Source organism: Mycobacterium sp. ML4, from assembly GCF_054515735.1.
Genome location: NZ_JBTNSY010000014.1, coordinates 83,187 through 109,083, shown reverse-complemented (window position 1 = coordinate 109,083; position 25,897 = coordinate 83,187). Strand labels below are relative to the sequence as shown.

22 protein-coding genes are annotated in these 25,897 nt (G+C 66.2%); 16 read left to right on the top strand and 6 right to left on the bottom strand.

The window, feature by feature from the left end:
• The first annotated feature begins 74 nt into the window (after positions 1–74).
• From ACX9NE_RS17330 to ACX9NE_RS17315, 4 genes are read left to right on the top strand one after another with little or no spacing between them, the layout of a single operon-like run.
• On the top strand, positions 75–920 hold the full coding sequence (locus ACX9NE_RS17330) for a GNAT family N-acetyltransferase (RefSeq protein ID WP_459362919.1): 846 nt from the start codon (positions 75–77) through the stop codon (positions 918–920).
• Positions 917–1,741, top strand: a complete 825-nt coding sequence (locus tag ACX9NE_RS17325) for a lysophospholipid acyltransferase family protein (protein ID WP_459362918.1) — start codon at positions 917–919, stop codon at positions 1,739–1,741. The genes ACX9NE_RS17330 and ACX9NE_RS17325 overlap by 4 nt, the downstream gene beginning before the upstream one ends.
• A gap of 55 nt (positions 1,742–1,796) precedes the next feature.
• Positions 1,797–2,297, top strand: coding sequence for a DUF427 domain-containing protein (locus tag ACX9NE_RS17320; RefSeq protein WP_459362917.1), 501 nt, complete (start codon positions 1,797–1,799; stop codon positions 2,295–2,297).
• 24 nt (positions 2,298–2,321) lie between these two features.
• On the top strand, positions 2,322–2,705 hold the full coding sequence (locus ACX9NE_RS17315; RefSeq protein WP_459362916.1) for an SRPBCC family protein: 384 nt from the start codon (positions 2,322–2,324) through the stop codon (positions 2,703–2,705).
• Positions 2,706–2,707: 2 nt separating this feature from the next.
• Here the strand turns inward: ACX9NE_RS17315 and ACX9NE_RS17310 are convergent, their stop codons facing one another.
• Positions 2,708–4,189, bottom strand: a complete 1,482-nt coding sequence (locus ACX9NE_RS17310) for a cryptochrome/photolyase family protein (protein ID WP_459362915.1) — start codon at positions 4,187–4,189, stop codon at positions 2,708–2,710.
• 144 nt (positions 4,190–4,333) lie between these two features.
• On the opposite strand from ACX9NE_RS17310, the gene ACX9NE_RS17305 reads away from it, so the two are divergent.
• Both ACX9NE_RS17305 and mnmA read left to right on the top strand, forming a co-directional pair.
• On the top strand, positions 4,334–5,515 hold the full coding sequence (locus ACX9NE_RS17305) for a cysteine desulfurase family protein (protein WP_459362986.1): 1,182 nt from the start codon (positions 4,334–4,336) through the stop codon (positions 5,513–5,515).
• Entirely contained in the window at positions 5,512–6,591 is a 1,080-nt protein-coding gene (gene mnmA / locus ACX9NE_RS17300) for a tRNA 2-thiouridine(34) synthase MnmA (protein WP_459362914.1), read from the top strand. Before ACX9NE_RS17305 ends, mnmA begins: the two co-directional genes overlap by 4 nt.
• On the opposite strand, the gene ACX9NE_RS17295 is transcribed toward mnmA, so the two are convergent.
• Positions 6,588–7,220: a sensor domain-containing protein gene (locus ACX9NE_RS17295; protein ID WP_459362913.1), complete on the bottom strand. Its 633-nt coding sequence runs from the start codon at positions 7,218–7,220 to the stop codon at positions 6,588–6,590. The genes mnmA and ACX9NE_RS17295 overlap by 4 nt on opposite strands.
• A 93-nt stretch (positions 7,221–7,313) precedes the next feature.
• Here ACX9NE_RS17295 and ACX9NE_RS17290 point away from each other — a divergent pair, with 93 nt between their 5' ends.
• The gene (locus ACX9NE_RS17290; protein WP_459362912.1) at positions 7,314–8,327 is read left to right on the top strand and encodes a uroporphyrinogen decarboxylase/cobalamine-independent methonine synthase family protein; all 1,014 of its coding nucleotides are present in this window, start codon (positions 7,314–7,316) and stop codon (positions 8,325–8,327) included.
• A gap of 153 nt (positions 8,328–8,480) precedes the next feature.
• Positions 8,481–10,562, top strand: a complete 2,082-nt coding sequence (gene ligA / locus ACX9NE_RS17285; protein WP_459362911.1) for an NAD-dependent DNA ligase LigA — start codon at positions 8,481–8,483, stop codon at positions 10,560–10,562.
• A 197-nt stretch (positions 10,563–10,759) separates the two neighbouring features.
• Here ligA and ACX9NE_RS17280 read toward each other — a convergent pair whose 3' ends face one another.
• Complete coding sequence (locus ACX9NE_RS17280; protein WP_459362910.1) at positions 10,760–11,539, bottom strand: COG4705 family protein; 780 nt, start codon at positions 11,537–11,539, stop codon at positions 10,760–10,762.
• Positions 11,539–12,198: a hypothetical protein gene (locus ACX9NE_RS17275; protein WP_459362909.1), complete on the bottom strand. Its 660-nt coding sequence runs from the start codon at positions 12,196–12,198 to the stop codon at positions 11,539–11,541. Before ACX9NE_RS17275 ends, ACX9NE_RS17280 begins: the two co-directional genes overlap by 1 nt.
• Positions 12,199–12,632: 434 nt before the next feature.
• Here ACX9NE_RS17275 and ACX9NE_RS17270 point away from each other — a divergent pair, with 434 nt between their 5' ends.
• From ACX9NE_RS17270 to ACX9NE_RS17260, 3 genes are all read left to right on the top strand, one after another.
• On the top strand, positions 12,633–13,712 hold the full coding sequence (locus tag ACX9NE_RS17270; RefSeq protein WP_459362908.1) for a COG4705 family protein: 1,080 nt from the start codon (positions 12,633–12,635) through the stop codon (positions 13,710–13,712).
• Between the two features lie 151 nt (positions 13,713–13,863).
• The gene (locus tag ACX9NE_RS17265) at positions 13,864–14,310 is read left to right on the top strand and encodes an MmpS family transport accessory protein (RefSeq protein WP_459362907.1); all 447 of its coding nucleotides are present in this window, start codon (positions 13,864–13,866) and stop codon (positions 14,308–14,310) included.
• Entirely contained in the window at positions 14,307–17,198 is a 2,892-nt protein-coding gene (locus ACX9NE_RS17260) for an MMPL/RND family transporter (RefSeq protein WP_459362906.1), read from the top strand. Before ACX9NE_RS17265 ends, ACX9NE_RS17260 begins: the two co-directional genes overlap by 4 nt.
• A gap of 4 nt (positions 17,199–17,202) precedes the next feature.
• Here the strand turns inward: ACX9NE_RS17260 and ACX9NE_RS17255 are convergent, their stop codons facing one another.
• Together ACX9NE_RS17255 and ACX9NE_RS17250 are read right to left on the bottom strand one after the other, a co-directional pair.
• Entirely contained in the window at positions 17,203–19,047 is a 1,845-nt protein-coding gene (locus tag ACX9NE_RS17255; RefSeq protein WP_459362905.1) for a putative bifunctional diguanylate cyclase/phosphodiesterase, read from the bottom strand.
• A 121-nt stretch (positions 19,048–19,168) separates the two neighbouring features.
• A complete protein-coding gene (locus ACX9NE_RS17250; RefSeq protein WP_459362904.1) occupies positions 19,169–19,825 on the bottom strand; it encodes an ACT domain-containing protein in 657 nt (218 codons plus the stop codon).
• A 147-nt stretch (positions 19,826–19,972) separates the two neighbouring features.
• Here ACX9NE_RS17250 and gatC point away from each other — a divergent pair, with 147 nt between their 5' ends.
• From gatC to gatB, 5 genes are all read left to right on the top strand, one after another.
• Positions 19,973–20,272, top strand: coding sequence for an Asp-tRNA(Asn)/Glu-tRNA(Gln) amidotransferase subunit GatC (gene gatC / locus ACX9NE_RS17245; RefSeq protein ID WP_310785224.1), 300 nt, complete (start codon positions 19,973–19,975; stop codon positions 20,270–20,272).
• The gene (gatA, locus tag ACX9NE_RS17240; RefSeq protein WP_459362903.1) at positions 20,269–21,753 is read left to right on the top strand and encodes an Asp-tRNA(Asn)/Glu-tRNA(Gln) amidotransferase subunit GatA; all 1,485 of its coding nucleotides are present in this window, start codon (positions 20,269–20,271) and stop codon (positions 21,751–21,753) included. The genes gatC and gatA overlap by 4 nt, the downstream gene beginning before the upstream one ends.
• A 94-nt stretch (positions 21,754–21,847) precedes the next feature.
• The gene (locus tag ACX9NE_RS17235; protein WP_459362902.1) at positions 21,848–22,879 is read left to right on the top strand and encodes an ATP-dependent 6-phosphofructokinase; all 1,032 of its coding nucleotides are present in this window, start codon (positions 21,848–21,850) and stop codon (positions 22,877–22,879) included.
• 164 nt (positions 22,880–23,043) lie between these two features.
• Positions 23,044–24,090: a MinD/ParA family ATP-binding protein gene (locus tag ACX9NE_RS17230; RefSeq protein WP_459362901.1), complete on the top strand. Its 1,047-nt coding sequence runs from the start codon at positions 23,044–23,046 to the stop codon at positions 24,088–24,090.
• A gap of 31 nt (positions 24,091–24,121) precedes the next feature.
• A complete protein-coding gene (gene gatB / locus ACX9NE_RS17225) occupies positions 24,122–25,630 on the top strand; it encodes an Asp-tRNA(Asn)/Glu-tRNA(Gln) amidotransferase subunit GatB (RefSeq protein WP_459362900.1) in 1,509 nt (502 codons plus the stop codon).
• Positions 25,631–25,897: the final 267 nt, after the last annotated feature.

Below are 25,897 nucleotides of genomic sequence, written 5' to 3'. Positions count from 1 at the left end.
ACATTCATCTGACGTGCATCGACATGTCAGCGGGCCGATGCCGGTTAGCTGAACGACTGCGCCACGTTAGTGCCATGACCGTTGCTTCTGTACTGATACCCAGCGATAAGCCGCATGGCCCGGCGACACGGTCGTCGTCCGGACCGCACTATTCCCTGTTGCTGTCCACCGATCCCAGCCTGGTCGAGGCCGCGCAGCGACTGCGCTACGACGTCTTTAGCAGCACGCCGGGCTTCGCGCTGCCCACCGCGGTCGACGGCCGCCCGGGTTTGGATGCCGACCGGTTCGACGAGTATTGCGACCATCTCCTGGTCCGCGACGACGACACCGGCGAGCTGGTCGGCTGCTATCGCATGCTGCCTCCTGCCGGCGCCATCGCCGCCGGAGGTCTCTACACCGCAACCGAATTCGACGTCCGGGACTTCGACGCACTGCGGCCGTCGCTGGTGGAGATGGGTCGTGCGGTGGTGCGCGAAGGCCATCGCAACGGCGCGGTGGTGCTGCTGATGTGGGCCGGGACCCTGGCCTACCTGGATCGCTTTGACTACGAGTACGTGACCGGCTGCGTGTCGGTGCCGATCGACACCGGCGACGACGCTCCGGGAAGCCAGATCCGCGGCGTGCGCGACTTCGTGCTCAAGCGGCACCCGGCGCGGTACCGGGTCTGGCCGTATCGGCAGGTGTGCATCGACGGCACTCCGCTCGACAAGATCGAGCCGCCGGCACGGCCCGCGATCCCACCGCTGATGCGCGGTTACCTGAGGCTGGGCGCCCGGGCGTGCGGCGAGCCCGCCCACGACCCGGACTTCGGCGTCGGCGACTTCTGCGTGCTGCTGGGCAAGAGCGATGCCGACACGCGCTATCTCAAGCGCCTGCGGTCGGTGTCGGCCGCCGCCGAGATGGGGGAGACAGCCCGGTGAACACGCCGGCCGGGCACTCCTGGCTGCCCCGCGCATCGTGTGACGTCGGTTGCCTGGGCGATACCGGGCAGGAGGGCCGGATAATGCGGTTACGAGCCGCGCTGCGCCTCGTGCTGGTTCTGCTGCTGACCCCCGGTCTGCCGTTGCTGGGCATACCGCTGCCCGGTTCGACGCACATCCAGCGCGCCTACTGCCGGCTGGTGCTGCGCAGTCTGGGTGTTCGAATTTCGGTGTCGGGCAACCCGATTCGGAATCTGAGCGGAGTTCTGGTGGTGAGTAGCCACGTTTCGTGGCTGGATGTGTTCGCCATCGGAGCGGTCTTGCCCGGTTCATTCGTCGCGCGAGCCGACATGTTTACCGGGTTCGCCACCGGGATAGTGGCGCGGATCCTGAAGATCATCCCGATCGAGCGGGCCAGCCTGCGCCGGCTGCCCGCGGTCGTCGACGCCGTCGCGCGGCGCCTGCGCGCCGGCCAGACGGTGGTGGCCTTCCCGGAGGGCACGACGTGGTGCGGCGTGGCGTTCGGCAGCTTCTACCCGGCGATGTTCCAGGCTGCGATCGATGCGGGCCGGCCGGTGCAGCCGTTGCGTCTGACCTATCACCACGTCGATGGCCGCATGTCGACAGCACCGGCTTACGTCGGGCGGGACACTCTGGCGCGCTCGGTCTACCGCGTGGTCTGCACGCGCCGCACCGTGGCCAGGGTCCGGGTCGAGTCACTGCAACTACCCGGTGCCGACCGGCGAGCTCTGGCCCGTCGCTGCCAGTCCGCGGTACGGACGGGCGCGCCGGCGAACCTGGATCACGCGCTGGTGGCCTGAACCCTTTTCCGGGCTGCGGTGGACAATGGCATCAGCCCAGCGCGGAGAGGAAACCATGAGTCGTTGGCCGAAGCCGGATGTTGCGGGCCCCGGGCAGGAATCCGTGTGGGACTATCCACGCCCGCCGCGGCTGGAGGAATTCACCGGTTCGATCACCATCGAACTGGGTGCACAGCAGATCGCGTCGACGCAGCGCGCGTGGCGGGTGCTCGAAACCAGTCACCCGCCGACCTATTACCTGCCCCGTGAGGCGTTCGCCGAGGGAGCGTTGCGGCCCGCGGCAGGCTCGTCCTGGTGTGAATGGAAGGGGCAGGCCAGCTACTTCGACCTGGTGACCACTGCGCGGGTGGCTCCGCGCGCGGGCTGGACCTACCGGCGGCCGACGGCGGGATTCGAACCGATCGCGAATGCGATCGCCGTGATGGCGGCCGAGGTGGACCGCTGCACGGTCAACGGCGAAGAGGTGACTCCACAGCCCGGTGGGTTCTACGGAGGGTGGATCACCAGCTGGATCGTCGGGCCGTTCAAGGGAATTCCGGGATCGATGGGTTGGTAGCCGGCAAATGGGAAACCTGGATCGATGACGTTCAGTGTGAATCGGCTCGTCGCCGCGCCACCGCAGGCGGCGTGGGACCTTCTCGTCGACCTCGATGCGTGGCCGCGGTGGGGGCCTTCGATCAACGGCGCCGAACTCGACCAGGGAGGAAGGCACCTGACCGCCGGTGCCACGGGCACGGTCCGGACCGCGTTACTGGTGCGGTTGCCGTTCGTGGTCACCGAGTTCGATGCGGGCCGATGCTGGGCCTGGAAGGTAGCCGGCATTCCCGCCACCTGGCACCGGGTGGATCCGGCCGAGGGCGGAGCACAAATCACCTTCGGCGTGCCCCGCTGGGCGCCCGCCTATCTGGCCGTGTGTGACATCGCATTGCGTCGGATAGAAAAGTTGCTGCTGGAGCCGGCGTAGCGCTACGGCGGGTTGTCGGCGAGGCGGCGCTGCTGGGCCACCACCTCGTCGAGATCCTTCAGCCGGCGCAGCCCCGCCATCGGCTGAGCCATGCGCCGGTTGCGGCCAAGCTCTTCGCTGTTGCGCGCCAGAAACCACCAATAGCCGCCGGTGAAGGGGCAGGCGTGCGCACCGACCCGTTGGCCGGGCTGAAATCTGCACGAACCGCAGTAGTCGCTCATGCGATTGATGTAGGCACCGCCGGCCGCATAGGGTTTGGTCGCCATCAACCCGCCGTCGGCGTGCAACGACATGCCGACCACGTTGGCGACCATCACCCAGTCGTAGCCGTCGACGAAGCAGCGATGGAACCAGTCGGTGACGGCGGCGGGATCCCATCCGCGTTGCAACGCAAAGTTGGACAGCACCATCAGCCGGGGGATGTGATGAACCCAGCCGTGATCGCGTACCTGTGCCAGCACGTCCTTGAGGCAATTGGCGTGCAGCGCGTCTGCATCCAGCTCGGCGAACCAGGACGGAAGACCGGCCTTGGCATGTAATGCGTTGCGGCTTCGATACTTTCGGCCGAAATGCCAGTAAACGTGCCAGATGTAGTCGCGCCACCCGATCAGCTGGCGGATGTAGCCCTCCACGCTGCCGATCGGGGCCTTGCCGCCGCGATAAGCGTCTTGCGCGGCGTAAGCGCAGTCCAGCGGATCCAGCAGGCCCAGATTCATCGGCGCCGACAGCAGGCTGTGTGACATGAACCGGTCACCGGCGAGCATCGCGTCTTCGTGAGGGCCGAAGTGGGGCAGCCGGTCCCGCAGAAAAACTTTCAGCGCCTGCTGGGCTTCGGCTGCGGTGACGGCGAACTCGCGCGGTCCGTCGCGTCCGACGAACGACACCGCGCCGTCGCGTTCCCAGCGGTCCAGGTCGGCGCGGACCCGTTCGTCGATCTCGTCTTCCTCGGGCTGCCAGGGCGGCGCAACGCCCAGATCGGCCGCGTTCTTGGGGGCCGGTTCGCGGTTGTCGGCGTCGAAGTTCCATCGGCCCTCGACGGGCTGGTCGCCGTCCATCAGCAACTCCAAGCGGCGCCGGGCGCTCCGGTAGAAGTTCTCCATCCGCAGCGTGCGCTGTGATTGCGCCCACCGGTCGAAATCCTCCCGGCTCGTGCAGAATCCCCGGGCGGGCAAAACGTCGACCGACGGTAGAGACCGCACGAAGCGGTCGGCCGCCCACGACGTGGGCTGGCACACGCTGACCGGTTCGTCGAGGCGTTCGAGGGCTTCCCGGTAGGTGCCCGTCTGCACAAAGGTGGCCTGCTCACCGAGCTCGGCGGCCCGGTGGCGCAAGGCCGACAGCACCAGATGAGCCTTGCGCCGGTGGAACCGGCGACGCCCGAACACCGCCCGCGATTCGATCAGCAGGACCGGTTGACCCGGATGGTCCAGGAAGTGCGGGCCGAGTTGGTCGGCGAAACACCACCGGCGGACGCCGCCGGTCATGCGGTTTGCGGCTGTGTCGGCAGAGCGGTCACGGTCCCCCCGTCGCAGTACTGAACACTTTGTTCACTACGTTAACAGCTGCCGGTCTGTCCGGCCGTTCCGGCCGTAATCGTCGCGGCAAGGGCCGGTATCGTGGGGCGGGTCATGGTCTACCTCGATCACGCCGCCACCACCCCGATGCATCCCGCCGCCATCGAGGCGATGGCTGCGGTGCTGGGCACCGTCGGCAACGCGTCCTCGCTGCACACCACCGGCCGCACCGCGCGCCGGCGCGTCGAGGAATCGCGGGAGTTGATCGCCGAGAAGCTGGGTGCGCGTCCTTCGGAGGTCATCTTCACCGCAGGTGGCACCGAGAGTGACAACCTGGCCGTCAAAGGTCTGTACTGGGCCCGCCGGGACGAGAATCCGAGCCGGCGGCGGATCGTCACCAGCGAGGTGGAACACCACGCGGTGCTGGACGGCGTCAACTGGTTGGTCGAGCACGAAGGCGCCGAGGTCACCTGGTTGCCTACCGACGCCGAGGGCTCGGTGTCGGCGCCGGCCCTGCGCGAGGCCCTCGACGGCGGCGACGACGTGGCGCTGGTGTCGGTGATGTGGGCCAACAACGAAGTAGGCACGATCATGCCCACCGCTGAATTGGCCGCAGTCGCCGCCGAATTCGGCGTCCCGATGCACAGCGACGCCGTGCAGGCCGTGGGTCAGCTACCGGTCGACTTCCGTGCCAGTGGCCTTTCGGCCATGAGCGTGGCTGCGCACAAGTTCGGTGGGCCGCCGGGCGTGGGTGCGCTGGTGTTGCGCCGCGATGTCGCGTGCGTGCCGCTGCTGCACGGCGGCGGCCAGGAGCGGGACGTTCGTTCGGGGACACCGGACGTCGCCGGCGCCGTGGGGATGGCCGTGGCAGCCCGGATCGCGGTGGACGAGTTGGACGGCAATGCCGCGCGGCTGCGACAACTGCGTGACCGACTGGTCGTCGGCGTGCTTGCCGAGATCGACGACGTCCGGTTCAACGGTGCCCCCGATCCGTTGCGGCTTCCGGGCAATGCGCACTTCACCTTCCGCGGCTGTGAAGGCGACGCGTTGTTGATGCTGCTGGATGCCAACGAAATCGAGTGTTCGACCGGATCGGCATGCACCGCCGGCGTGGCCCAGCCTTCGCACGTGCTGATCGCGATGGGCGCCGATCCTTCCAGCGCCCGGGGATCGTTGCGACTTTCGTTCGGGCATAGCAGTGTCGACGCGGATGTCGATGCGGCGCTGCAGGTGTTACCGGGTGCCGTGGCACGCGCCCGACGGGCCGCACTGGCGGCGGCGGGGTCGGCGCAGTGAGAGTTCTCGCTGCCATGAGCGGCGGGGTGGACTCCTCTGTCGCCGCCGCACGCATGGTTGACGCCGGACATGATGTGGTCGGTGTGCACCTGGCGCTGTCGACCGCGCCCGGTACGCTGCGCTCGGGATCGCGGGGTTGCTGCTCCAAGGAAGACGCCGCCGATGCGCGCCGTGTCGCCGACGTCCTCGGAATTCCGTTCTATGTATGGGATTTCGCGGAGAAGTTTCGAGCGGACGTGATCGACGATTTCGTGGCGTCCTACGCGCGGGGGGAAACGCCGAATCCCTGTGTTCGTTGCAATCAGCAGATCAAGTTCTCGGCGCTGTCCGCGCGCGCGTTGGCGTTGGGTTTCGACCGGGTGGTCACCGGTCACTATGCGCGGCTGTCCGGCGGACGGCTGCGCCGCGCCGTGGATCGGGACAAGGACCAGTCCTATGTGCTGGCGGTGCTGAATGCCGAGCAGCTACGACATGCCGCCTTCCCGATCGGTGACACTCCCAAGCCGCAGATCCGTCACGAGGCGGCCCGCCGCGGCCTGGCGGTCGCCGAGAAACCGGACAGCCACGACATCTGCTTCATCCCGTCGGGTGACACACAGGCTTTTCTCGGCGAGCGCATCGGGGTCCGCCGCGGGGCGGTGATCGACAAGGACGGCACAGTTCTGGCCGAGCACGAGGGCGTGCACGGGTTCACCATCGGCCAGCGCAAGGGCCTGGGTATAGCCGGACCGGGCCCGGACGGTCGCCCGCGCTACGTGACCGCGATCGATGCCGACACCGCTACCGTGCACGTCGGAAGCGTCACCGATCTCGACGTCCACACACTGACCGGACGGGCGCCGGTCTTCACCGCCGGAGTCGCACCGTCGGGCCCGATCGAATGTGCGGTGCAGGTTCGCGCGCACGGCGAAATCACCGAGGCGGTAGCCGAATTGGTCGACGGCGAACTTGCCGTGCAGTTACGGGCACCGCTTCGCGGCGTGGCGCGCGGCCAGACACTGGTGCTCTATCGTCCCGACCCCGACGGCGACGAGGTGATCGGCAGCGCGACCATCGCCGGCACCGGAGTGTCCTAGCTTCCCGGCACATTGGCGACGATGTTCGTCATCACGATGTCGGATACCGAATCGGGGAACCCGCAGAAGGTGACTTCGAGCAACGCCACCGACCGCAGCCGGTAGTCGCGCCCGCACGAGCCCGGCCGCATGTGCAGCGAGTCAGCGTCGGCGTCCCAGGTGTTGATGAACAACCAGCCCATCGAGGTGTCGGCGCACCGTTGCACCGTGGCCACCAGCCTGTCGAACGCGCGCCGGGCGGTGCCGCCGTCGGGATAACTCGCGGCGCCTTCAGAGATCAGCCTGCCATCGGGCGGGTCCTGAAACGTGGTCTTGTGAAACGCCTTGACCTCGGGCCCGAAAACCGATGTCTCGGCGAACACGAACCGGCATTCCGGTGGTGCGGTCGCGGCGAGGTCCTCGATATCGACGGGGTACCTGCCGTCCATCGAGGGAATGATCGTCAGATGGTCGCCCGCGCCGGTGATGGCCCGCATCCGCGACTGGTCCAGCAGCACCGCGACGGGGTCGAGCACCCCCAACGGGACGGCGCCGAAGGCCGGTAACGCTTCGCCGCTCACCACCCGGGTGCATGCCGTGGCCAGCAACATCGCGCAACACGACAGCAGCAACCGTGTCAATCTCGCCATCGGACACCCTTCCGCGTCGAACCTACCCGTGTCAGCCGGTGCTCAACACCCCTGGTCGGAGGTGCCCGATGTGAGGTCGAATACGGTTGCCGGGTGAGTGTTTTCGCACAGGGCACCGGCATCGGATCCTGGCCCGGTACCTCGGCGCGCCAGGCTTCCGAAGTCGTCGTCGGCGAATTGGCCGGCGCGTTGGCGCACATCGTCGAGCTGCCGGCCCGGGGAGTGGGAGCCGACATGCTCGGGCGCGCCGCCGCGCTGCTGATCGACGTCGCTCTGGACACCGTGCCGCGTGGCTATCGCATCGTCGCCCGGCCAGGGGCGGTGACGCGCAGGGCCGTCAGCATGCTGGACGAGGACATGGACGCCTTGGAGGAGGCATGGGAGGTAGCGGGGCTGCGTTCCTCCGGCCGGGTGGTCAAGGTGCAGGCTCCCGGACCGATCACGCTGGCGGCAGGGATCGAGCTGAGCAACGGCCACCGGGCGATCACCGATGCGGGGGCCCTGCGTGACCTGGGTGTGTCGTTGGCCGAAGGCGTGGCCGCGCATCGAAACGCCTTGTCCCGCCGGCTCGACACCCCCGTGGTGGTGCAATTCGACGAACCCACGTTGCCGTCCGCGCTGGGCGGTCGGCTCACCGGCGTCACCGCGCTCAGTCCGGTACCTCCGCTCGACCAGTCGGTCGCCGAGGCGCTGCTGACGAGCTGCGCCGAGGTTGTCGGCGCGGACGTGATGCTGCACAGCTGCGCACCGGAACTTCCGTGGGAAATGTTGCAGCGCACCGGAATTCATGCGGTGTCGGTGAATGCGGAGACGTTGCGGCCGGCGGAATTCGGCGATTTGGCCGGCTTTATCGAGTCGGGCCGCACCCTGGTCCTGGGCGTGCTGGGCGCCGCCAGGCCGGAGCGGCGGCCGTCGGTCGAACAGGTCGCGACCAAGGTGGTCGCGGTCACCGACCGGCTCGGTTTCGGCCGTAGACCGCTACGGGAGCGGGTGGGAGTCAGCCCCGCGTGTGGATTGGCGGGCGCGACACCGCAGTGGGCGCGTACCGCCGTCGGGCTCGTTCGCGGCGCCGCGGAGGCATTCGCTCAGGACCCGGACGCGATCTGACCCCAACGCAACTCCTGTGTGCTGTTCCGGGATCGCTGGTGGCGCAAGAGGCGTTCGCCGAGATGGCCGCCACGGCTGCGTTCCGACGGGTGGTCACGACCGCTGCGGCAATCTCGGCGGGGGCCTGTCGTGGGGCTTCGATAGCCTGCCAGAGTGACGTCTCCCGAGGTGCTACGCCCGGAAGTCTTGCGCGAGTGGCAGGAACTGGCCGAGGAGGTACGCGAGCACCAGTTCCGCTACTACGTCCGGGATGCGCCGATCATCACCGACGCGGAATTCGACCAGCTGCTACGCAGGCTGCGGGCGCTGGAAGCCGAGTATCCGGAGCTGCGCACGCCCGATTCGCCCACCCAGTTGGTCGGCGGGGCCGGGTTCGCCACCGAGTTCGAAGCGGCCGAGCATCTCGAGCGGATGCTCAGCCTGGACAACGCCTTCAGCGCTGATGAACTCGGTGCCTGGGCGGCCAGGGTCCATGCCGAGGTAGGCGACGAAGCCCATTACCTGTGCGAGCTCAAGATCGACGGCGTCGCCTTGTCTCTGGTGTACCGGGACGGAAGGCTGACCCGGGCGGCCACCCGGGGAGACGGCCGCACCGGTGAGGACGTCACGCTGAATGCGCGCACCATCGACGACGTGCCGCTGCGGTTGGCCGCCAGCGAACAGTACCCGACACCGGACGTGCTCGAGGTGCGCGGCGAGGTCTTCTTCCGCCTCGACGATTTCGCGGCCCTCAACGCGAGCCTCGTCGAAGAGGGCAAGGCGCCGTTCGCCAATCCGCGCAACAGCGCCGCCGGCTCGCTGCGTCAGAAGGACCCCGCCGTGACCGCCCGTCGCAAGCTGCGGATGATCTGCCACGGACTGGGGCACACCGAGGGTTTTCGTCCGGTCACTCAGCACGCGGCATACCTCGCGCTGAAGGCGTGGGGGCTGCCGGTTTCTCAGCACACCACTGTGGTCAACGGCCTGGCATCGGTGCAGGAACGCATCGAGTACTGGGGTGAGCACCGTCATGAGGTGGACCACGAGATCGACGGCGTGGTCATCAAGATCGACGAGGTGGCATTGCAGCGCCGGCTCGGTTCCACGTCGCGGGCCCCGCGTTGGGCGATCGCCTACAAGTACCCGCCGGAGGAAGCCCAGACGAAACTGCTCGACATCCGGGTCAACGTCGGTCGCACCGGCCGAATCACTCCGTTCGCGTTCATGACGCCGGTCAAGGTGGCCGGGTCGACGGTCGGGCAGGCCACCTTGCACAACGCCTCGGAGGTCAAGCGCAAAGGCGTACTGATCGGCGACACGGTGGTCATTCGCAAGGCGGGCGACGTGATCCCCGAGGTACTGGGACCTGTGGTCGATCTGCGGGACGGCTCGGAACGTGAGTTCATCATGCCTACGACATGTCCCGCGTGCGGCACCCACCTGGCCCCGGAGAAAGAAGGCGACGCCGACATCCGTTGCCCCAACGCGCGAGGCTGTCCGGCGCAGTTGCGCGAGCGGGTTTTCCACGTGGCCAGCCGAAACGCCCTCGACATCGAGGTGCTGGGCTATGAGGCCGGCGCCGCGCTGTTGGAGTCCGGGGCGATCGCCGACGAGGGCGACCTGTTCAACCTCACCGAAGAGGAACTGCTGCGCACGGACCTGTTCCGGACCAAGGCGGGCGGCTTGTCGGCAAACGGCCAACGGCTGCTTTCCAACCTGGACAAAGCCAAAACCGCGCCGCTGTGGCGCGTGCTGGTGGCCCTGTCGATACGGCACGTCGGGCCGACCGCGGCGCGCGCGCTGGCCGCCGCGTTCGGCAGCCTCGATGCGATCGCGGAGGCGACCACCGAACAGCTGGCCGGCGTCGAGGGCGTCGGAGCCACGATCGCGGCCGCGGTGACCGATTGGTTCAGCGTGGACTGGCACCGCGACATCATCGAGAAGTGGCGTGCCAGCGGTGTCCGGATGGCCGACGAGCGCGACGACAGCGTGCCCCGCACCCTGGCCGGGCTGAGCATCGTGGTGACCGGCTCGCTGACGGGTTTCTCCCGCGACGACGCCAAGGAGGCGATCGTCAGCCGTGGCGGGAAAGCCGCCGGCTCGGTGTCCAAGAAGACCGCGTTCGTCGTGGTCGGAGACGCTCCGGGCTCCAAGTACGACAAGGCGGTTGAGCTCGGCGTACCGATACTCGACGAGGACGGGTTCCGGAAACTCCTGGCAGAGGGGCCACCGGAAACCGGCGCCGCGCAGGACTGATGACTCAGCATCCACACCGGTGACCAGACCCGGCGCAGCACCTCGTAGCGGCCGTAGCCGGGGAGCATGATCCAGTCGAAATGGTTCTCGGTCGCCTGTTGGAGGCCTTCGATACCCGTCTCGACAGCCCACCACGACGAAACCTCCGGCCTTGAGTCGCGTGGCCAATCGCGGTTCGTCCTCGATGGGCAGGACTCTCACGTCGTTGCGGCATCCTGTGTCTCGGGATGCCGGCCGGCACGTTGCGGCAGGATGATGATCAACGCGATCATGATCGCCGCGATAACCGCCGTGGCCAGGGGGCGGCTCCACTCCAGCCCGCCCTCTTCGACCGGCTTGTCGAGGTAGTCCCCCACGGTCGCACCCAGAGGCCGCGTCAGGATGAACGCCACCCAGAACAACACGACTCGCGACAGACCGGTCCAGAAATACAGGGCTACCACCACCAAGAGAGCCGCCGTGAAGACCAATGCGCCGCGTTCATAACCGAATCCACGGGTGTCGGCCAGCCAATCGCCCAGCGCGGTGCCCAACGTCTGGGAAAACGTGATGGTAGCCCAATAGAACGCTTCCACTTTCGGCGTCGACACGCTACTCACCGATACGGTGCCCTCCGACCAACGCCAGAGCCCCAGGGTCGCCGACAGACAACCCAGCAGCACCAGCGACCCGCCCGTGTAGCCGATCCCGAGCGATCGGTCCGCGAAATCCGCCAGCGTGGTGCCGAAGGTCGTCGAGGCCACGATCGCCGCCCAGTACAGGCTCGCATGAAAACGCCTGGCGAAGATCTGCGCGGCAACCAGGACGACCAGCGCGGCGCCGAATAGTACGACCCCGGCCAGATAGCCCCAATGCAGCGTCATCGTCACGGTGTCGCCGCCCGTTTCGCCGAGGGTTGTCGCCAGGATCTTGATGACCCAGAAGCCCAGCGTGACAGCCGGTACCTTGGTCAGGGCCTCTTTCGTCACGTCATTCATCAGCTGGTGATCTCCCGCTCGTCAGATGGGTCAGTGTGATTGTGCATCCGGGCTTCCGTACCGAAATTAATGCAGCTACTGGCGAATCGGGCGCACCTACCATCGATGCGGGATCGAATCATCGCCGGTACGGGTGAACACCTCGTCACAATGACCGCCCGCACATGCGGTACCTGCCGCCGTTGACAACCCGCCGCTCCGTACGCTGCGCTAAAAGGTCCGCGGCCGGGTCGGGCATGGGAAACCACCGTGGTCAGCCACGTGTGACTGGTGCCGCCGCCCGGGCACGGGGTGTCCTCCCCCGGAGCTTCCGTCCGCGCCCCGTTCTCGAAGACGAACAGTTGCTCGCGACCGCTCCGGTCGGTTTGCAGGAAGCGGCTCAGACCTCCGTCCCCGTCGCGGAGGCAGATCGTGTCGACGCTGTAATTTGCTTCCTCGGGCGGCGCGGTTGAGTTGCCGGTGAGCGTGACCCTCGAGTGGTAGATGCTGTGCAGATGCAGCGCCTGGGACGGCGTGCGAGACGTTAGCTTGGCGGGGTCGGTCAGGTCTGCCATCTTGACGTCACCGGTTAGGGTGAACGTTGCGGTTCGTTTGACATGGCACCCGATGGAATCCTCTATCCACTCGCCCGACAGGCTGCCGTTGGTCTGTTCCTTCACGGAGATCCAGCGCCACTCTCGCACTTCCTTGCCCCTGCACGATTCGGGGGCGGTGACCAGAGTCGTGGCGTAGCAGCGGTTGCCGATGAGGGCGAATACCAGATCCGACTTGTCGAAGCCGTTCCGGCAGTTCGCTGTGCTGGGGGCCGCTGGGTGATAATCGCCTCTAATTCGCGGCCCTCGATGAGGCGCATGCCGACGTAGAGCCGGCCGTCGATTTCACCGAAGTTGCGGATCGGTACGACGTGCGGTTCGGTGAGGCCCGCGGCCGCGAGTGTTTCACGGCGAGACCGCTGCGTGAACGTGGGATCGTTGGCGAGGTTGGCCGGCAGCACCCTCAAGGCGACCACGTGTTGGGTTTCGGTGTCGAGTGCGCGCCAAATATCACCCATTCCCCCCGCGGCCGATCAGCTCGATCAGCCGCTATCGGCCGAATGACGATTCTTCCTGATCCACGGCGCCCTCTGAGAAAGTCGCATGACCCGATCACAGCAACTCAAAAAATCACATGCAAACCGTTCCGGGTTTCGAGGATAGACGCAGCGTCCTCCCAGGACGATACGGGTTGGAGCATGAGCGGCCAGAGCAAAACCAAAAACCGGAGTGGTAATCAGCAGACGGGCGCAGCGGGTTGCTACAACACGAGCAGGCGCAGCGACGGGGCGCGGATCCGGCAGTGCCGCGCGCGAAGGATAGTGTCATCAGCCGTGGGAACCAGGAAGGTTTCGGTGAGCGAGGTTCGGCCGAGCACGTTGCCGGTTGTGGGCGCACTGTTCTGGACCATCAAAATAGTGGCAACCACGCTGGGCGAGTCGGCATCGAACCTGGTCTCGATGGCGCCGCTGAATCTCGGCTACACCACCGCAACGGTCATCTTCGTCGTGCTGTTCGTCATCACGTTGGGGGCGCAGTTGACAGCCCGCCGGTTTCATCCGTTCATATTCTGGTCTGTGATCCTGAGCACCAGCATCGTGGGCACGGCGATGTCAGATCTGATGAACCGCACGCTGGGCCTCGGTTACGCGCGCGGCGCGGCGGTGCTGACGGCGTTGCTGGTGATCGTCCTGATCGGCTGGCGGATGAGCGGACAGACCATGGACGTGGAACGCATCGACACTACCAAGGGCGAAGTGCTGTACTGGACCGCGACACTGGTATCCAACACGCTGGGAACCTCGAGCGGTGACTTCCTTTCTGATGGGCTGGGTTTCGGTTTTCGCGACAGTGCCTTCGTTCTGTCAGCGGCGATGCTGCTGATAGTCGGCATGCATTACTGGACTCCCATTCCCGGCACGGTGCTGTTCTGGGCCGCCTACGTGCTCACCAGACCGTTGGGAGCGGTCGGCGAAAACGCGGTGGAAAAGCCCGTCGCTATTGGCGGGCTGGGCGTGGGGACCACGATCACAACCGCCACTTTGTTCGCCGTATTGACCGGATTGGTCACCTACCAGCAATTGACCCGTCGTGAGCAGACTCGAACCCTCGACACGACGTCCGTGTCCGCCGGTCGCTGAACGCCGAGAACGCGAGCAGACTCACCGGGGTTTTCGCATGAGTGTACGCTCACGTCTCTTGTGCGGTACGGTTCACTAACGTACCGTCATAGCCAACCGCTTGCGGCGCGGTTCGGCCGTGGCCGGCGCCGGATCATTGAAAGGTCAATGGGTGCAGGGGATTTCGATTACGCCCCTCGTCAAGAGGTGGTGGATGTTCATTGTCGCCGTGGTCGTCCTCGCGGCCGCGGCACTCGCGATCTACCGCCTGCACGGCATGTTCAACGCCGGCAAGAATGCGTCGACCGGCCGCGGGGTCTCCAATCAGATCGTCCCGTTCAATCCCAAGCAGGTCGTTCTCGAGGTCTTCGGCGCCCCGGGCGCCGTGGCGACCATCAACTACCTGGATGTCAACGCCCAACCGCAACAGGTGGTCGATGCCGTCCTGCCGTGGTCGTTCACCATCACTACCACCGAGCCGGCGGTGCTGGGAAACGTTGTGGCACAAGGAAGCGGCGGTACCCTCGGCTGCCGGATCACCGTGAACGGAGCAGTGAAGGACGAACGCACCATCAACACTCCCTACGCCTACACGTTCTGTTTGGACAAATCCGGATGAGCAACGAAACACCGCCGCGTATTCCGCACGCCATCCGCCGGCTGTCGGTGCCGATATTGCTGTTCTGGCTGGTGCTGGCCGGAACGACCAACGCCTTGTTTCCGCAACTCGAAGAGGTCGGCAAGACCCACAACGTCGCCCTGATCATGGCCGACGCGCCGTCTCTGCAGGCGACGAAGCGTATCGGTCAATTGTTTCGGGAGTTCGACACCGACAGCACCGCCATGGTCGTCCTGGAAGGCGATCAACCGCTGGGCGCCGACGCCCACCACTATTACGACACGCTGATCAAGAAGCTGGAGCAGGACCGCAAGCACGTCGAGCACGTTCAGGACTTCTGGGGCGACACGCTGACCGCGGCCGGATCGCAGAGCACCGATGGCAAGGCTGCCTACGTACAGCTGAATCTCGCCGGTAACCAGGGGTCGGCGTTGGCCAACGAATCCGTCGGCGCCGTAAGGGAAATAGTGGAACACGTACCCCCTCCGTCGGGTGTCAAGGCTTACGTCACCGGCGCGGCCCCGCTGATCGCCGATCAGTTCGACGTGGGCAGCAAGGGGACAGCGAAGGTCACCGGCATCACCGTCGGCGTCATCGCGATGATGCTGCTGTTCGTCTACCGGTCTTTTTTCACCATGCTGCTGGTGCTGGTGACGGTCCTGATCGAGATGGCCGCCGCGCGCGGCATCGTCGCTTTCCTCGGCAACGCCGGCATCATCGGGTTGTCGACCTATGCGACCAACCTGCTGACCCTGTTGGTGATCGCCGCCGGCACGGACTACGCGATTTTCGTGGTCGGCCGCTACCAGGAGGCCCGCAGCGCCGGTGAGGACCGAGATACCGCGTACTACACCATGTTCCGTGGGACGGCCCACATCGTCCTGGGCTCGGGGCTGACCGTGGCCGGTGCGGTGTTCTGTCTGAGTTTCACCCGGCTGCCGTATTTCCAGAGTCTGGGGATTCCGGCGGCGTTGGGCATTCTCGTCGCGTTGCTGGCCGCACTCACCCTGGCTCCGGCGGTCCTGACACTGGGCGCCCTGGTCGGGGTTTTCGAACCCAAACGCGCGATGCGGACCAGGGGCTGGCGCCGGATCGGCACGGCCATCGTCCGCTGGCCCGGACCGGTGCTGACGGTGGCGTGCGCGCTGGCCTTCATCGGCCTGCTTACCCTGCCCGGGTACAAGACCAGCTATGACACCCGGCCGTACATGCCGAACAGCGCGCCGGCCAACGTCGGCTACGCCGCTGCTGAGCGGCACTTCTCGCGCGCCCGCCTGGAACCCGAACTGCTGATGATCGAAACCGATCATGACATGCGCACCCCGGCCGACATGCTGATCCTGGACCGGGTGGCCAAGGCGGTGTTCCACGAACCGGGCATCGCGCAGGTGCAGTCGATCACCAGGCCGCTGGGCACCCCGCTCAACCACACCTCTCTCGCGTTTCAGATCAGCGCACAAAGCGCGAACCAAACCGAAAACCTGCGCTATCAACGGGATCGCGCGGACGACCTGCTCAGGCAGGCCGGTGAGCTGTCGAACTCCATCAACATCCTCCGCCAGCAGTACACCCTGCAGCAGGAGCTCGCGGCCACCACCCACAGCGAGGCCCAGAGTTTTCACGAGACCATCGCCACCATCAACGAGTTGCGAAACAAGATCGCAAACTTCGACGACTTCTTCCGGCCGATCCGCAGCTACTTCTACTGGGAGAAACACTGTTTCGACATCCCGGTGTGCTTCGCGATCAGGTCGGTGCTGGACGCCCTTGACGGGGTCGACCAACTCAGCGAACGATTCGAGGACCTCACCGCCACGCTGGACAAGCTCGATGCGTTGCAGCCCAAGCTGGTGGCGCTGATCCCGCAACAGATCGCGAGTCAGGAGACCAATCATGACCTGACGATGGCCAATTACGCCACCTTGTCCGGCATCTATGCACAGACCGCCGCGGCCATCGAGAACTCGACGGCGCTCGGGCGTGCCTTCGACACCGCCAAGAACGACGACACCTTCTACCTGCCACCGGAGGTGTTCAACAACCCCGACTTCAAACGCGGCCTGAAGCTCTTCCTGTCACCCGACGGCAAGGCCGCCCGGATGATCATCACTCACGAGGGCGATCCCGCCACACCCGAGGGCATTTCGCACATCGACCCGATCAGGAAGGCCGCGCACGAAGCGGTCAAAGGCACCCCGTTGTCCGAGGCGAAATTCTATCTCGGCGGTACCGCGGCCACCTACAAGGACATCCAGGACGGCGCCACGTACGACCTGATGATTGCCGGGATCGCGGCGTTGAGCCTGATTCTGTTGATCATGATGACGCTGACCCGCAGTCTGGTAGCTGCCCTGGTCATCGTCGGTACGGTGGCGCTGTCGCTGGGTGCGTCGTTCGGTTTGTCGGTGTTGATGTGGCAGTACATGTTCGGGATCAAGCTGTACTGGGTGGTGCTGGCGTTGGCCGTGATCCTGCTGCTGGCCGTCGGTTCGGATTACAACTTGCTGCTGATCTCCAGGTTCCGGGAAGAGGTCGGGGCGGGGATCAACACCGGCATCATCCGGGCGATGGCCGGGTCGGGGTCGGTGGTCACCTCAGCGGGTCTCGTCTTCGCCGTCACCATGTGCGCGTTCCTGTTCAGCGGTTTCCAAGTGCTGGGCCAGATCGGCACGACCATCGGGCTCGGGCTGTTGTTCGACACGCTGATCGTGCGCTCTTTCATGACGCCGTCGATCGCGGCGCTGCTGGGGCGCTGGTTCTGGTGGCCGCAACGCGTGCGGCCGCGGCCGGCCAGCCAGATGCTGCGGCCTTACGGACCGCGTCCGGCGGTGCGGCAGTTGCTGCTGTGGGAAGACGATGATCCGGTAGTGAAACCTCAGGCGCGCTAACGCATTACAGGCCGGTTTTGACCGAGCCCACGGCGAGCAGCTGTTGGGTTGCGGATGCGGACAGCGGTCGGCAGAACAAGAAACCCTGGGCCCGCACGCATCCCTCCTTGAGCAGGGTCCGGGCCGCGCCTTCGCTCTCCACCCCTTCGGCGACGACGTTGAGATCGAGTGCCTCGGCCAGTCCCATGACCGCCCGGACGATGGCCAGATCGTCGGCGCTGACGTCGAGATCCTCGACAAACCCACGGTCGATCTTCAACGTGCTTACCGGCAAGGTCCGCAGCAGTCCCATCCCGCTGAACCCCGTGCCGAAGTCGTCGATGGCGATGTCGATTCCGAGGTCGGTCAGCGCGCTCAAGGTGGCCCGGGTGCTTGCCACGTCTCGGATGAGCATGCTTTCGGTGATTTCCAGCCCGATCGCGTTACCGGTGAGGCCGAACTTGCCGACCGTTCTGCTCACGGTGTTCACCAGGTCCTGGGCCACCAGTTGGGCCGGGGACACGTTGACGCGCATCATGACATCGAGACCAACGCCATCGGAGCGCCACTGCGACAGGTCGGCACAAGCCGCGTTGAGCACCCACTTGCCCAGTTCCCCGGCCAGATTCAGGGATTCGGCGACCGGGATGAACACATCGGGCAGCAACAGTCCCCGGGTCGGGTGCTGCCAGCGGACCAGCGCCTCGACCGCCAGGATCTTGCCGGTCAGCATGTCGATCTCCGGCAGATAGAGAACGTTCAGCGCATCGGTTTCGATCGCGCCCGGTAGGTGAAGCTCGATGTCGGCGCGAACCTTACGCCGGTTGATCACGTCGGTGGAAATGACACCGATTCGTTGCGCGCCAGCGCTTTTGGTGCATTGCAGCGCGTCGTCGGCGTGCCGAAGCAGGTCCAGGCTCGAGTCTTTGCCCGGGGTGCCGGTCGCCACACCGATACTCACCGTTCGATTGAGGACTTCGCCACCGATGGTGACGTGATCCGTCAGCCGCGAACTGAGATGTTCGGCCAGCCGTTTCGCGGCGGCGAGATCCGTCACCGCCTCCGGTACGACGACGAACTCGTCGCCACCGGTTCGGGCGATCAACCCGCGCCCTTCCATCGCTGCGCCGGCTTCGGTCGCGAAGTCGCGAATGAACGCGTCACCCGCCTCATGCCCGAGGAAATCGTTGATCGCCTTGAGGCGGTCGAGGTTGAAGACCAACACCGTCACCGGGCTGGGCTGGCCCGCAGCCAGGCGCTCGTCAAGGTGATCCACCAGGGCGCGCCGGTTCGGCAGGGCAGTCAGATCGTCGTGGCTGGCCTGATAGCTCAACTGATCCTCGATGCTGATCCGGGCCTGCACCTGGGCCAACATGGTGGCCACCACCGTCAGCGCGTTGATCTCCCCGTCGCTCCAGCTGCGGTCGCCGTATTTGACGAAACCCAGTGTTCCGGTGGTGACGTCGCCGGACAGCAACGGAATGGAAGCCAGCGAGACGGCGGGAATGCCGCTCGCTTCGGAGATGGTCTGCTGATACTTCTCATCCTGCGATGCGGGACGCAAGATGAGCGGTTCCTTGGCGTTCTCGGCGAGGGCGAACACCGGGTCGGCATCGGCGAAATAGATGGTGTGCAACGGGTCGGGGTCCGGTACAACAGGCCGTGGCGGCCACTCGGCCACCAACACGGTGGCGCGGATGCTGTGGTCGTTGTGGCGCAGAAAGCTGACGTCGACGTCGAGGTAACGAACGAGCTCAGCCAGGACTTCGGTGCTGTTGGCTACGGCGGTGCTGCTGGTGGCGCCGAGCAGCTTGGTGGCCACCGTCGTGATGATGGCGGGCAAATCGGTTGCGGGAGTGTCGCTTTGCATCAGGTGAGTCTCGAGCTGGTTTGCTGAAATCGGTCCGGCGCGGATCCCGGCAATGCGTTCGTACTGGCAGTTGGCGCTTCCAATATATCGTGGCGAATTCGCTGTGTGGACAGGTTGGCAATCAGCGCAGCATGGTGGCGACGATGCCGGCCAGGTAGCCGAGCCGGGCCACCTCCGACGGCCGGAATTCGGGACCGGGCCGGCCCAGGACCACCGCGGTGTGCGAGTCGCCCAGCGGTGCCGCCACCATTGTCGTGTCCATGTCGCGCCACGCCTGCGGGACCCATTCGGCACTGCCGTCCAGCATCAGGGCACGCTCGATCGGCAGCCAGGGCGCCGAGTCGGCTCGCGTTTCCGGTGCACCCCCGCTACCGGCGAGCCGCTCCACCGTGCCGTTGGCTTCGCGCAGCACCGTGCACCAGCTCACCCGCAGGACTCTGGGCGCTTGATCCGCCAGCATCTGCAGCCTGGACGCGTTGTCGGTGGCCGCGGCCACCTGGTCGAGCAGCTCCAGCTCTCGGTGTGCCTCGAGTAGCCCGGTATGCGGACGCACGCTGTCCACGCGAACCCCGGACAGCGATTCGGCGGCGGTGATCAGCGTGTCCGGCATCGCTCCCAGGGGCAGTTCGATCACCAGGTCGTCGATGGCGTACCCCGAGCTGCGCTCGACGACATCCAGAGACAGGATGTCGGCACCTACCGATCCGAGCGCGACGGCGAGCGACCCCAGACTCCCTGGTCGGTCGGCCAACTCGATGCGCAGCAGATACGAAGGCACGGCCAACACTGTCGCACAGCGACGCGCTGGTGGCATTTCGGCCGGTGCCCGCTGGGTGGTAACGGGTGGCGAACGTGAAGCCGGCTTCACGCTGGGCGGCGAACGTGAAGCCAGCTTCACGGTGGCGGCACGTTAGGCTTTTCGCTCGTGTCCCAGATCTCCCGTGACGAGGTGGCCCACCTGGCCCGACTGGCCCGGCTGGCATTGACCGAGACCGAGCTGGATAGTTTCGCCGGCCAGCTTGACGCCATCCTGAGCCACGTCAGCCAGATCCAGGCCGTCGACGTGACCGGCGTCGAGGCCACCGACAACCCGCTCAAGGACGTCAACGTCACCCGGCCGGACGAGCCGGCGCCCTGCCTGACCCAGCAACAGGCGCTGGCAGCGGCGCCGGAGGCGGTCGACGGCCGCTTCGCCGTCCCGCAGATCCTGGGGGAGAGCCAGTGACGGACATCATCCGGCTCGACGCCGCCACCCTGGCGGCCAAGATCGCTGCCAAAGAGCTGTCGTCGGTCCAGGTCACGCAGGCCTGCCTGGACCAGATCGAGGCTACCGACGACCGTTACGGCGCGTTTTTGCATGTGGCCGCCGATCAGGCGCTGGCCGCCGCTGCCGCTGTCGACGAGGCGGTGGCCGCCGGAGCCCCGCTTCCCTCGGCGCTGGCGGGGGTGCCGCTGGCCCTCAAAGACGTGTTCACCACGGCTGACATGCCGACGACCTGCGGCTCCAAGATCCTGGAGGGCTGGCAGTCGCCTTACGACGCCACGCTGACCGTTCGATTGCGGGCTGCGGGCATCCCGATTCTGGGCAAGACCAATATGGATGAGTTCGCCATGGGTTCGTCGACCGAGAACTCCGCCTTCGGACCCACCCGTAACCCGTGGGACGTCGAGCGCGTTCCAGGAGGCTCCGGCGGCGGCAGCGCGGCGGCCCTGGCCGCGTTCCAGGCGCCCCTTGCCATCGGTTCTGACACCGGCGGCTCGATCCGGCAGCCGGCGGCATTGACCGCCACCGTCGGGGTCAAACCCACCTATGGCACGGTGTCTCGCTACGGGCTGATCGCGTGTGCGTCGTCGCTGGACCAAGGCGGGCCGTGCGCGCGCACCGTCCTGGACACCGCCCTGCTGCATCAGGTGATCGCCGGCCACGACCCGCGTGACTCCACCTCCATTGACGCCGAGGTGCCCGACGTCGTCGGTGCTGCCCGAGCGGGTGCGGCCGGTGATCTCGAGGGCGTGCGCGTCGGGGTGGTGCGCCAGTTGCACACCGGTGAGGGATACCAGCCCGGGGTGCTCGCGTCGTTCGAGGCCGCCGTCGAGCAGCTCAAGTCCTTGGGTGCGCAGGTCAGCGAGGTCGACTGTCCGCACTTCGACTACTCGCTGCCGGCCTACTACCTGATCCTGCCATCGGAGGTGTCGAGCAACCTGGCCCGGTTCGATGCGATGCGATACGGCCTGCGGGTTGGCGACGACGGCACGCACAGCGCGGAAGAGGTGATGGCGATGACCAGGGCGGCCGGCTTCGGGCCGGAAGTCAAGCGACGCATCATGATCGGCACCTACGCTCTGTCCGCCGGGTACTACGACGCCTATTACAACCAGGCGCAGAAGGTGCGGACTCTCATCGCCCGCGACCTCGACGAGGCATACCGGTCGGTGGACGTTCTGGTGTCACCCGCGACCCCGACCACCGCGTTCCGGCTGGGGGAGAAGGTCGACGATCCGCTGGCGATGTATCTGTTCGACCTGTGCACGCTGCCGTTGAACCTGGCCGGCCACTGCGGCATGTCCGTCCCGGCGGGGCTGGCGCCGGACGACGGGCTGCCGGTGGGTCTGCAGATCATGGCTCCCGCGTTGGCCGACGACCGGTTGTACCGGGTGGGCGCGGCCTTCGAGGCCGCGCGCGGTGCCTTGCCGACCGCGATTTGAGGTGAGCAGACGCAAAATCGCATGAAACCGTAGGTTTCTATGCGATTTTGCGACTGCTCGCGCCCTGGAACAGCGCGCAGGGCAAGATGAGAATATGCGGATCGGAGTTCTCACGGGCGGTGGCGACTGTCCCGGCCTCAACGCTGTCATCCGGGCGGTCGTGCGTACCTGCGACGCGCGTTACGGCTCGTCGGTGGTCGGATTCCAAGACGGATGGCGCGGACTGCTGGAGAACCGGCGCATGCAACTGCGCAACGACGACCGCAACGACCGGTTGCTGAGCAAGGGCGGAACGATGCTCGGCACCGCGCGCGTGCATCCGGACAAACTCAAGGCGGGGCTGGAACAGATCAAACAGACCCTCGACGACAACGGCATCGACGTCCTGATCCCGATCGGCGGCGAGGGCACCTTGACGGCCGCGCACTGGCTATCCGAAGAGAACGTGCCGGTGGTCGGGGTGCCCAAGACCATCGACAACGACATCGACTGCACGGACGTGACTTTCGGCCACGACACCGCCCTGACGGTGGCTACGGATGCCATCGACCGCCTGCACAGCACCGCTGAATCCCACCAGCGGGTGATGCTCGTCGAGGTCATGGGCCGGCATGCCGGATGGATCGCGCTCAATGCGGGTCTGGCCTCAGGCGCGCACATGACGCTGATCCCCGAGCAGCCGTTCGACGTCGAGGAAGTGTGCCGGCTCGTCAAACGTCGATTCCAGCGCGGAGATTCACATTTCATCTGCGTGGTCGCCGAGGGGGCCAAGCCGGTTGCTGGCTCGATTGCGTTGCGCGAAGGCGGGATTGACGAATTCGGGCATGAGAAGTTCACTGGTGTCGCGGCGCAGCTGGGCGCGGAGGTGGAAAAGCGCATCAACAAGGACGTCCGGGTGACGGTGCTCGGTCACGTCCAGCGCGGCGGTTCCCCGACGGCCTACGACCGGGTGCTGGCCACCCGGTTCGGAGTCAATGCCGCCGATGCGGCGCACGCGGGCGAGTACGGGCAGATGGTCTCGCTGCGGGGGCAGGACATCGGCCGGGTACCGCTGGCCGATGCCGTACGCCAACTCAAGCTGGTGCCGGAGAGCCGCTACGACGACGCGGCCGCTTTCTTCGGCTGACGTTGTTGGTCAACCGGTAGCTCAGGGTTCACTGGCTGGCAGGTTTTTCGTTTCAGAGGTTCGGCTATACGTCGAGTATGAACAACCGCGGTCCGTATCGCGGAGTCCTTGAGCGGCCCGTTCTACCGGCCCGGACACAGGGGGGTCCGGCTCAGCCCTGGCGGGTGAACCCCGACAGCGCAGCCGCCACGGTGCCGCAACCGCTCCGTCCAGAACACGGCACTTCCCGGCACAACCGCAACCCGGCGCGTTGCGAAGCGCCCACCCCGTCGAACCCGGCGGCACGTGCCGCGCTTCCGGTACGCCGCGAGCGTATCCCGGGCGGCACGGCCCTGGACGCCATCGAACCCGAGGCGCCGGCCCGCCGCACGTGGCGGGACCTCATCCGCCACTACACCGGGCTTGACCTGGGACCAGGCCGGGATGCGGCACACGAAAACGCGCTGCGGGACCAGATCCGCACCCCGTTAGGCGGCGCCCACTGCATCGCAGTGCTGAACCTCAAAGGCGGGGTCGGCAAGACCGCGGTAGTCGAATCGCTCGGCTCGACCTTCGCCAATCTGCGCTCGGACCGGGTCATCGCCGTTGATACCGACGCCGGCGACCTGGCATACCGCCACGGTCGTCGCAACAACCTGAGCATTGCCGAGCTGCTGACCGACGCATCGGTCGCGCGCTACGCCGACGTGCGGGCCCACACGTACATGAACAGTTCCGGGTTGGAGGTGCTTGGACCACCCGATTACGCCCACAGCCACTGGAGCATCAGTCGTCAGGACTTCGTGAAGGCATACTCGATCCTGCGCAGCCACTACTCCCTGGTGTTGGTGGACTGCCCGAAAACTCTCAAGACCGGTGTGATGGAGGCGGTGCTACCGGAGTCCAGCGCCCTGGTGGTTGTGACCAGTACGTCGATCGACGCCCTGCAGAAAGCTCAGATCACGTTGGATTGGTTGCGCCACAACGGCTATCGGAAAATGCTCGAATCGACCGTGCTTGCCGTCAACCACGTGGAACGGACCAGCCTGAGCACACTGGCCGCCAAGGAACTCGAGAATCTGTCGGCTCGTGTCGGCGCCACCGTGGTGCTGCCGTTCGATCGGCACGTGCAGCAGGGCAAAGAGATCGGACTAGATCGGCTGAGCAAGAAGAGCAGACGCGCATATCTGGAGATGGCGGCAGCGTTGGCTCGTACGTTCCCCAGGCGGTAGGTCCGTTCCGTCCGCACTAGGATCGACTGCTATGACGGTTGCCGGTGTTGAGCTGCTCGAATACGACGAGGTCATCCAGCGTTTCGATCCTGTGCTGGGACTCGAGGTCCATGTTGAGCTGTCCACCGCCACCAAGATGTTCTGCGGCTGCTCCAACATTTTCGGCGGCGAGCCCAATACGCAGGTGTGCCCGGTGTGTCTCGGCCTCCCCGGTTCGCTGCCGGTGCTCAACCAGGTCGCGGTGGAATCGGCGATCCGGATCGGCCTGGCGCTGAATTGCGAGATCGTGGAGTGGTGCCGGTTCGCCCGGAAGAACTACTTCTACCCGGACATGCCGAAGAACTACCAGATCTCCCAATATGACGAGCCGATCGCCATCAACGGCCATCTGGAAGCGCCGCTGGAGGACGGTACGACGTGGCGGGTCGAGATCGAGCGTGCGCACATGGAGGAGGACACCGGCAAGCTCACCCACATCGGCAGTGAGACGGGCCGGATCCACGGAGCCACGACGTCGCTGATCGACTACAACCGGGCCGGGGTGCCGTTGATCGAGATCGTCACGAAACCCATCGTAGGCGCCGGCGAGCGGGCCCCGCAGATCGCCCGGGCCTATGTGACCGCGTTGCGAGACCTGTTGCGTGCGCTCGACGTATCTGACGTCCGGATGGACCAGGGATCGATGCGCTGTGACGCGAACGTGTCGCTGATGCCAGCCGGGACCACCGAATTCGGCACCCGTACCGAGACGAAGAACGTGAACTCGCTCAAGAGCGTGGAGGTCGCGGTTCGCTACGAAATGCAAAGGCAGGCAGCCCTTTTGGTGGCGGGTGGTGAGATCGTGCAGGAGACCAGGCACTTTCACGAATCCGGCTACACCAGCCCCGGCCGGGCCAAGGAGACGGCCCAGGACTATCGGTATTTCCCGGAGCCCGACCTCGAACCCGTGGCGCCCAGCCGCGAACTTGTCGATAAGCTACGGCAAACCATCCCCGAGCTTCCGTGGTTGAGCCGCAAGCGGATTCAGCAGCAGTGGGGGATCTCCGACGAGGTGATGCGCGACCTCGTCAACGCCGGTGCGGTCGAATTGGTCGCTCAGACCGTCCAACACGGAGCGGCGAGCAAGGAGGCGCGTTCGTGGTGGGGCAACTTCCTGGTGCAAAAGGCCAATGAGGCCGGCGTCGGACTGGATGAACTGGCAATCAGCCCCGCTCAGGTCGCCGAGGTGATCGCGCTGGTGGAGCAGGGCAAGCTGTCCAACAAACTGGCGCGCGAGGTGGTCGAAGGCGTGCTGGCCGGAGAGGGTGAACCTGAAGCGGTGATGACGGCGCGCGGGTTGGCGCTGGTGCGAGACGACTCGCTGACCCAGGCCGCCGTCGACGAAGCCCTGGCCGCCAATCCCGATGTGGCAGAGAAGATACGGGGCGGCAAGGTGGCCGCCGCGGGCGCGATCGTCGGCGCGGTGATGAAGGCCACCCGCGGGCAGGCCGACGCGGCACGGGTGCGCGAGCTCGTACTGGCCGCTTGCGGCCAGGCCTGATGGGTGTACCGGCGAATATCTCCGTTGATCTCCGCGAGAGTGCCACTACGGTCGCGGTTCGGCGGAGATCACGACCAGCGCGGCAATCTCGCCGCACCTAGGTCGCCCTCGAGAGCCCGGTGCGACCGCGAGCGCCGTCGAGAATCTCATCCGGACCGGCCGCAGACAACGGCTCACCACGCCGCGGCCGCTTCAACGCCACGAACAACCCACGATCGACGCCCGGGGCCGCTTGCCCCGCCGAGCACGGGAGGGGTGGGCGGCCAG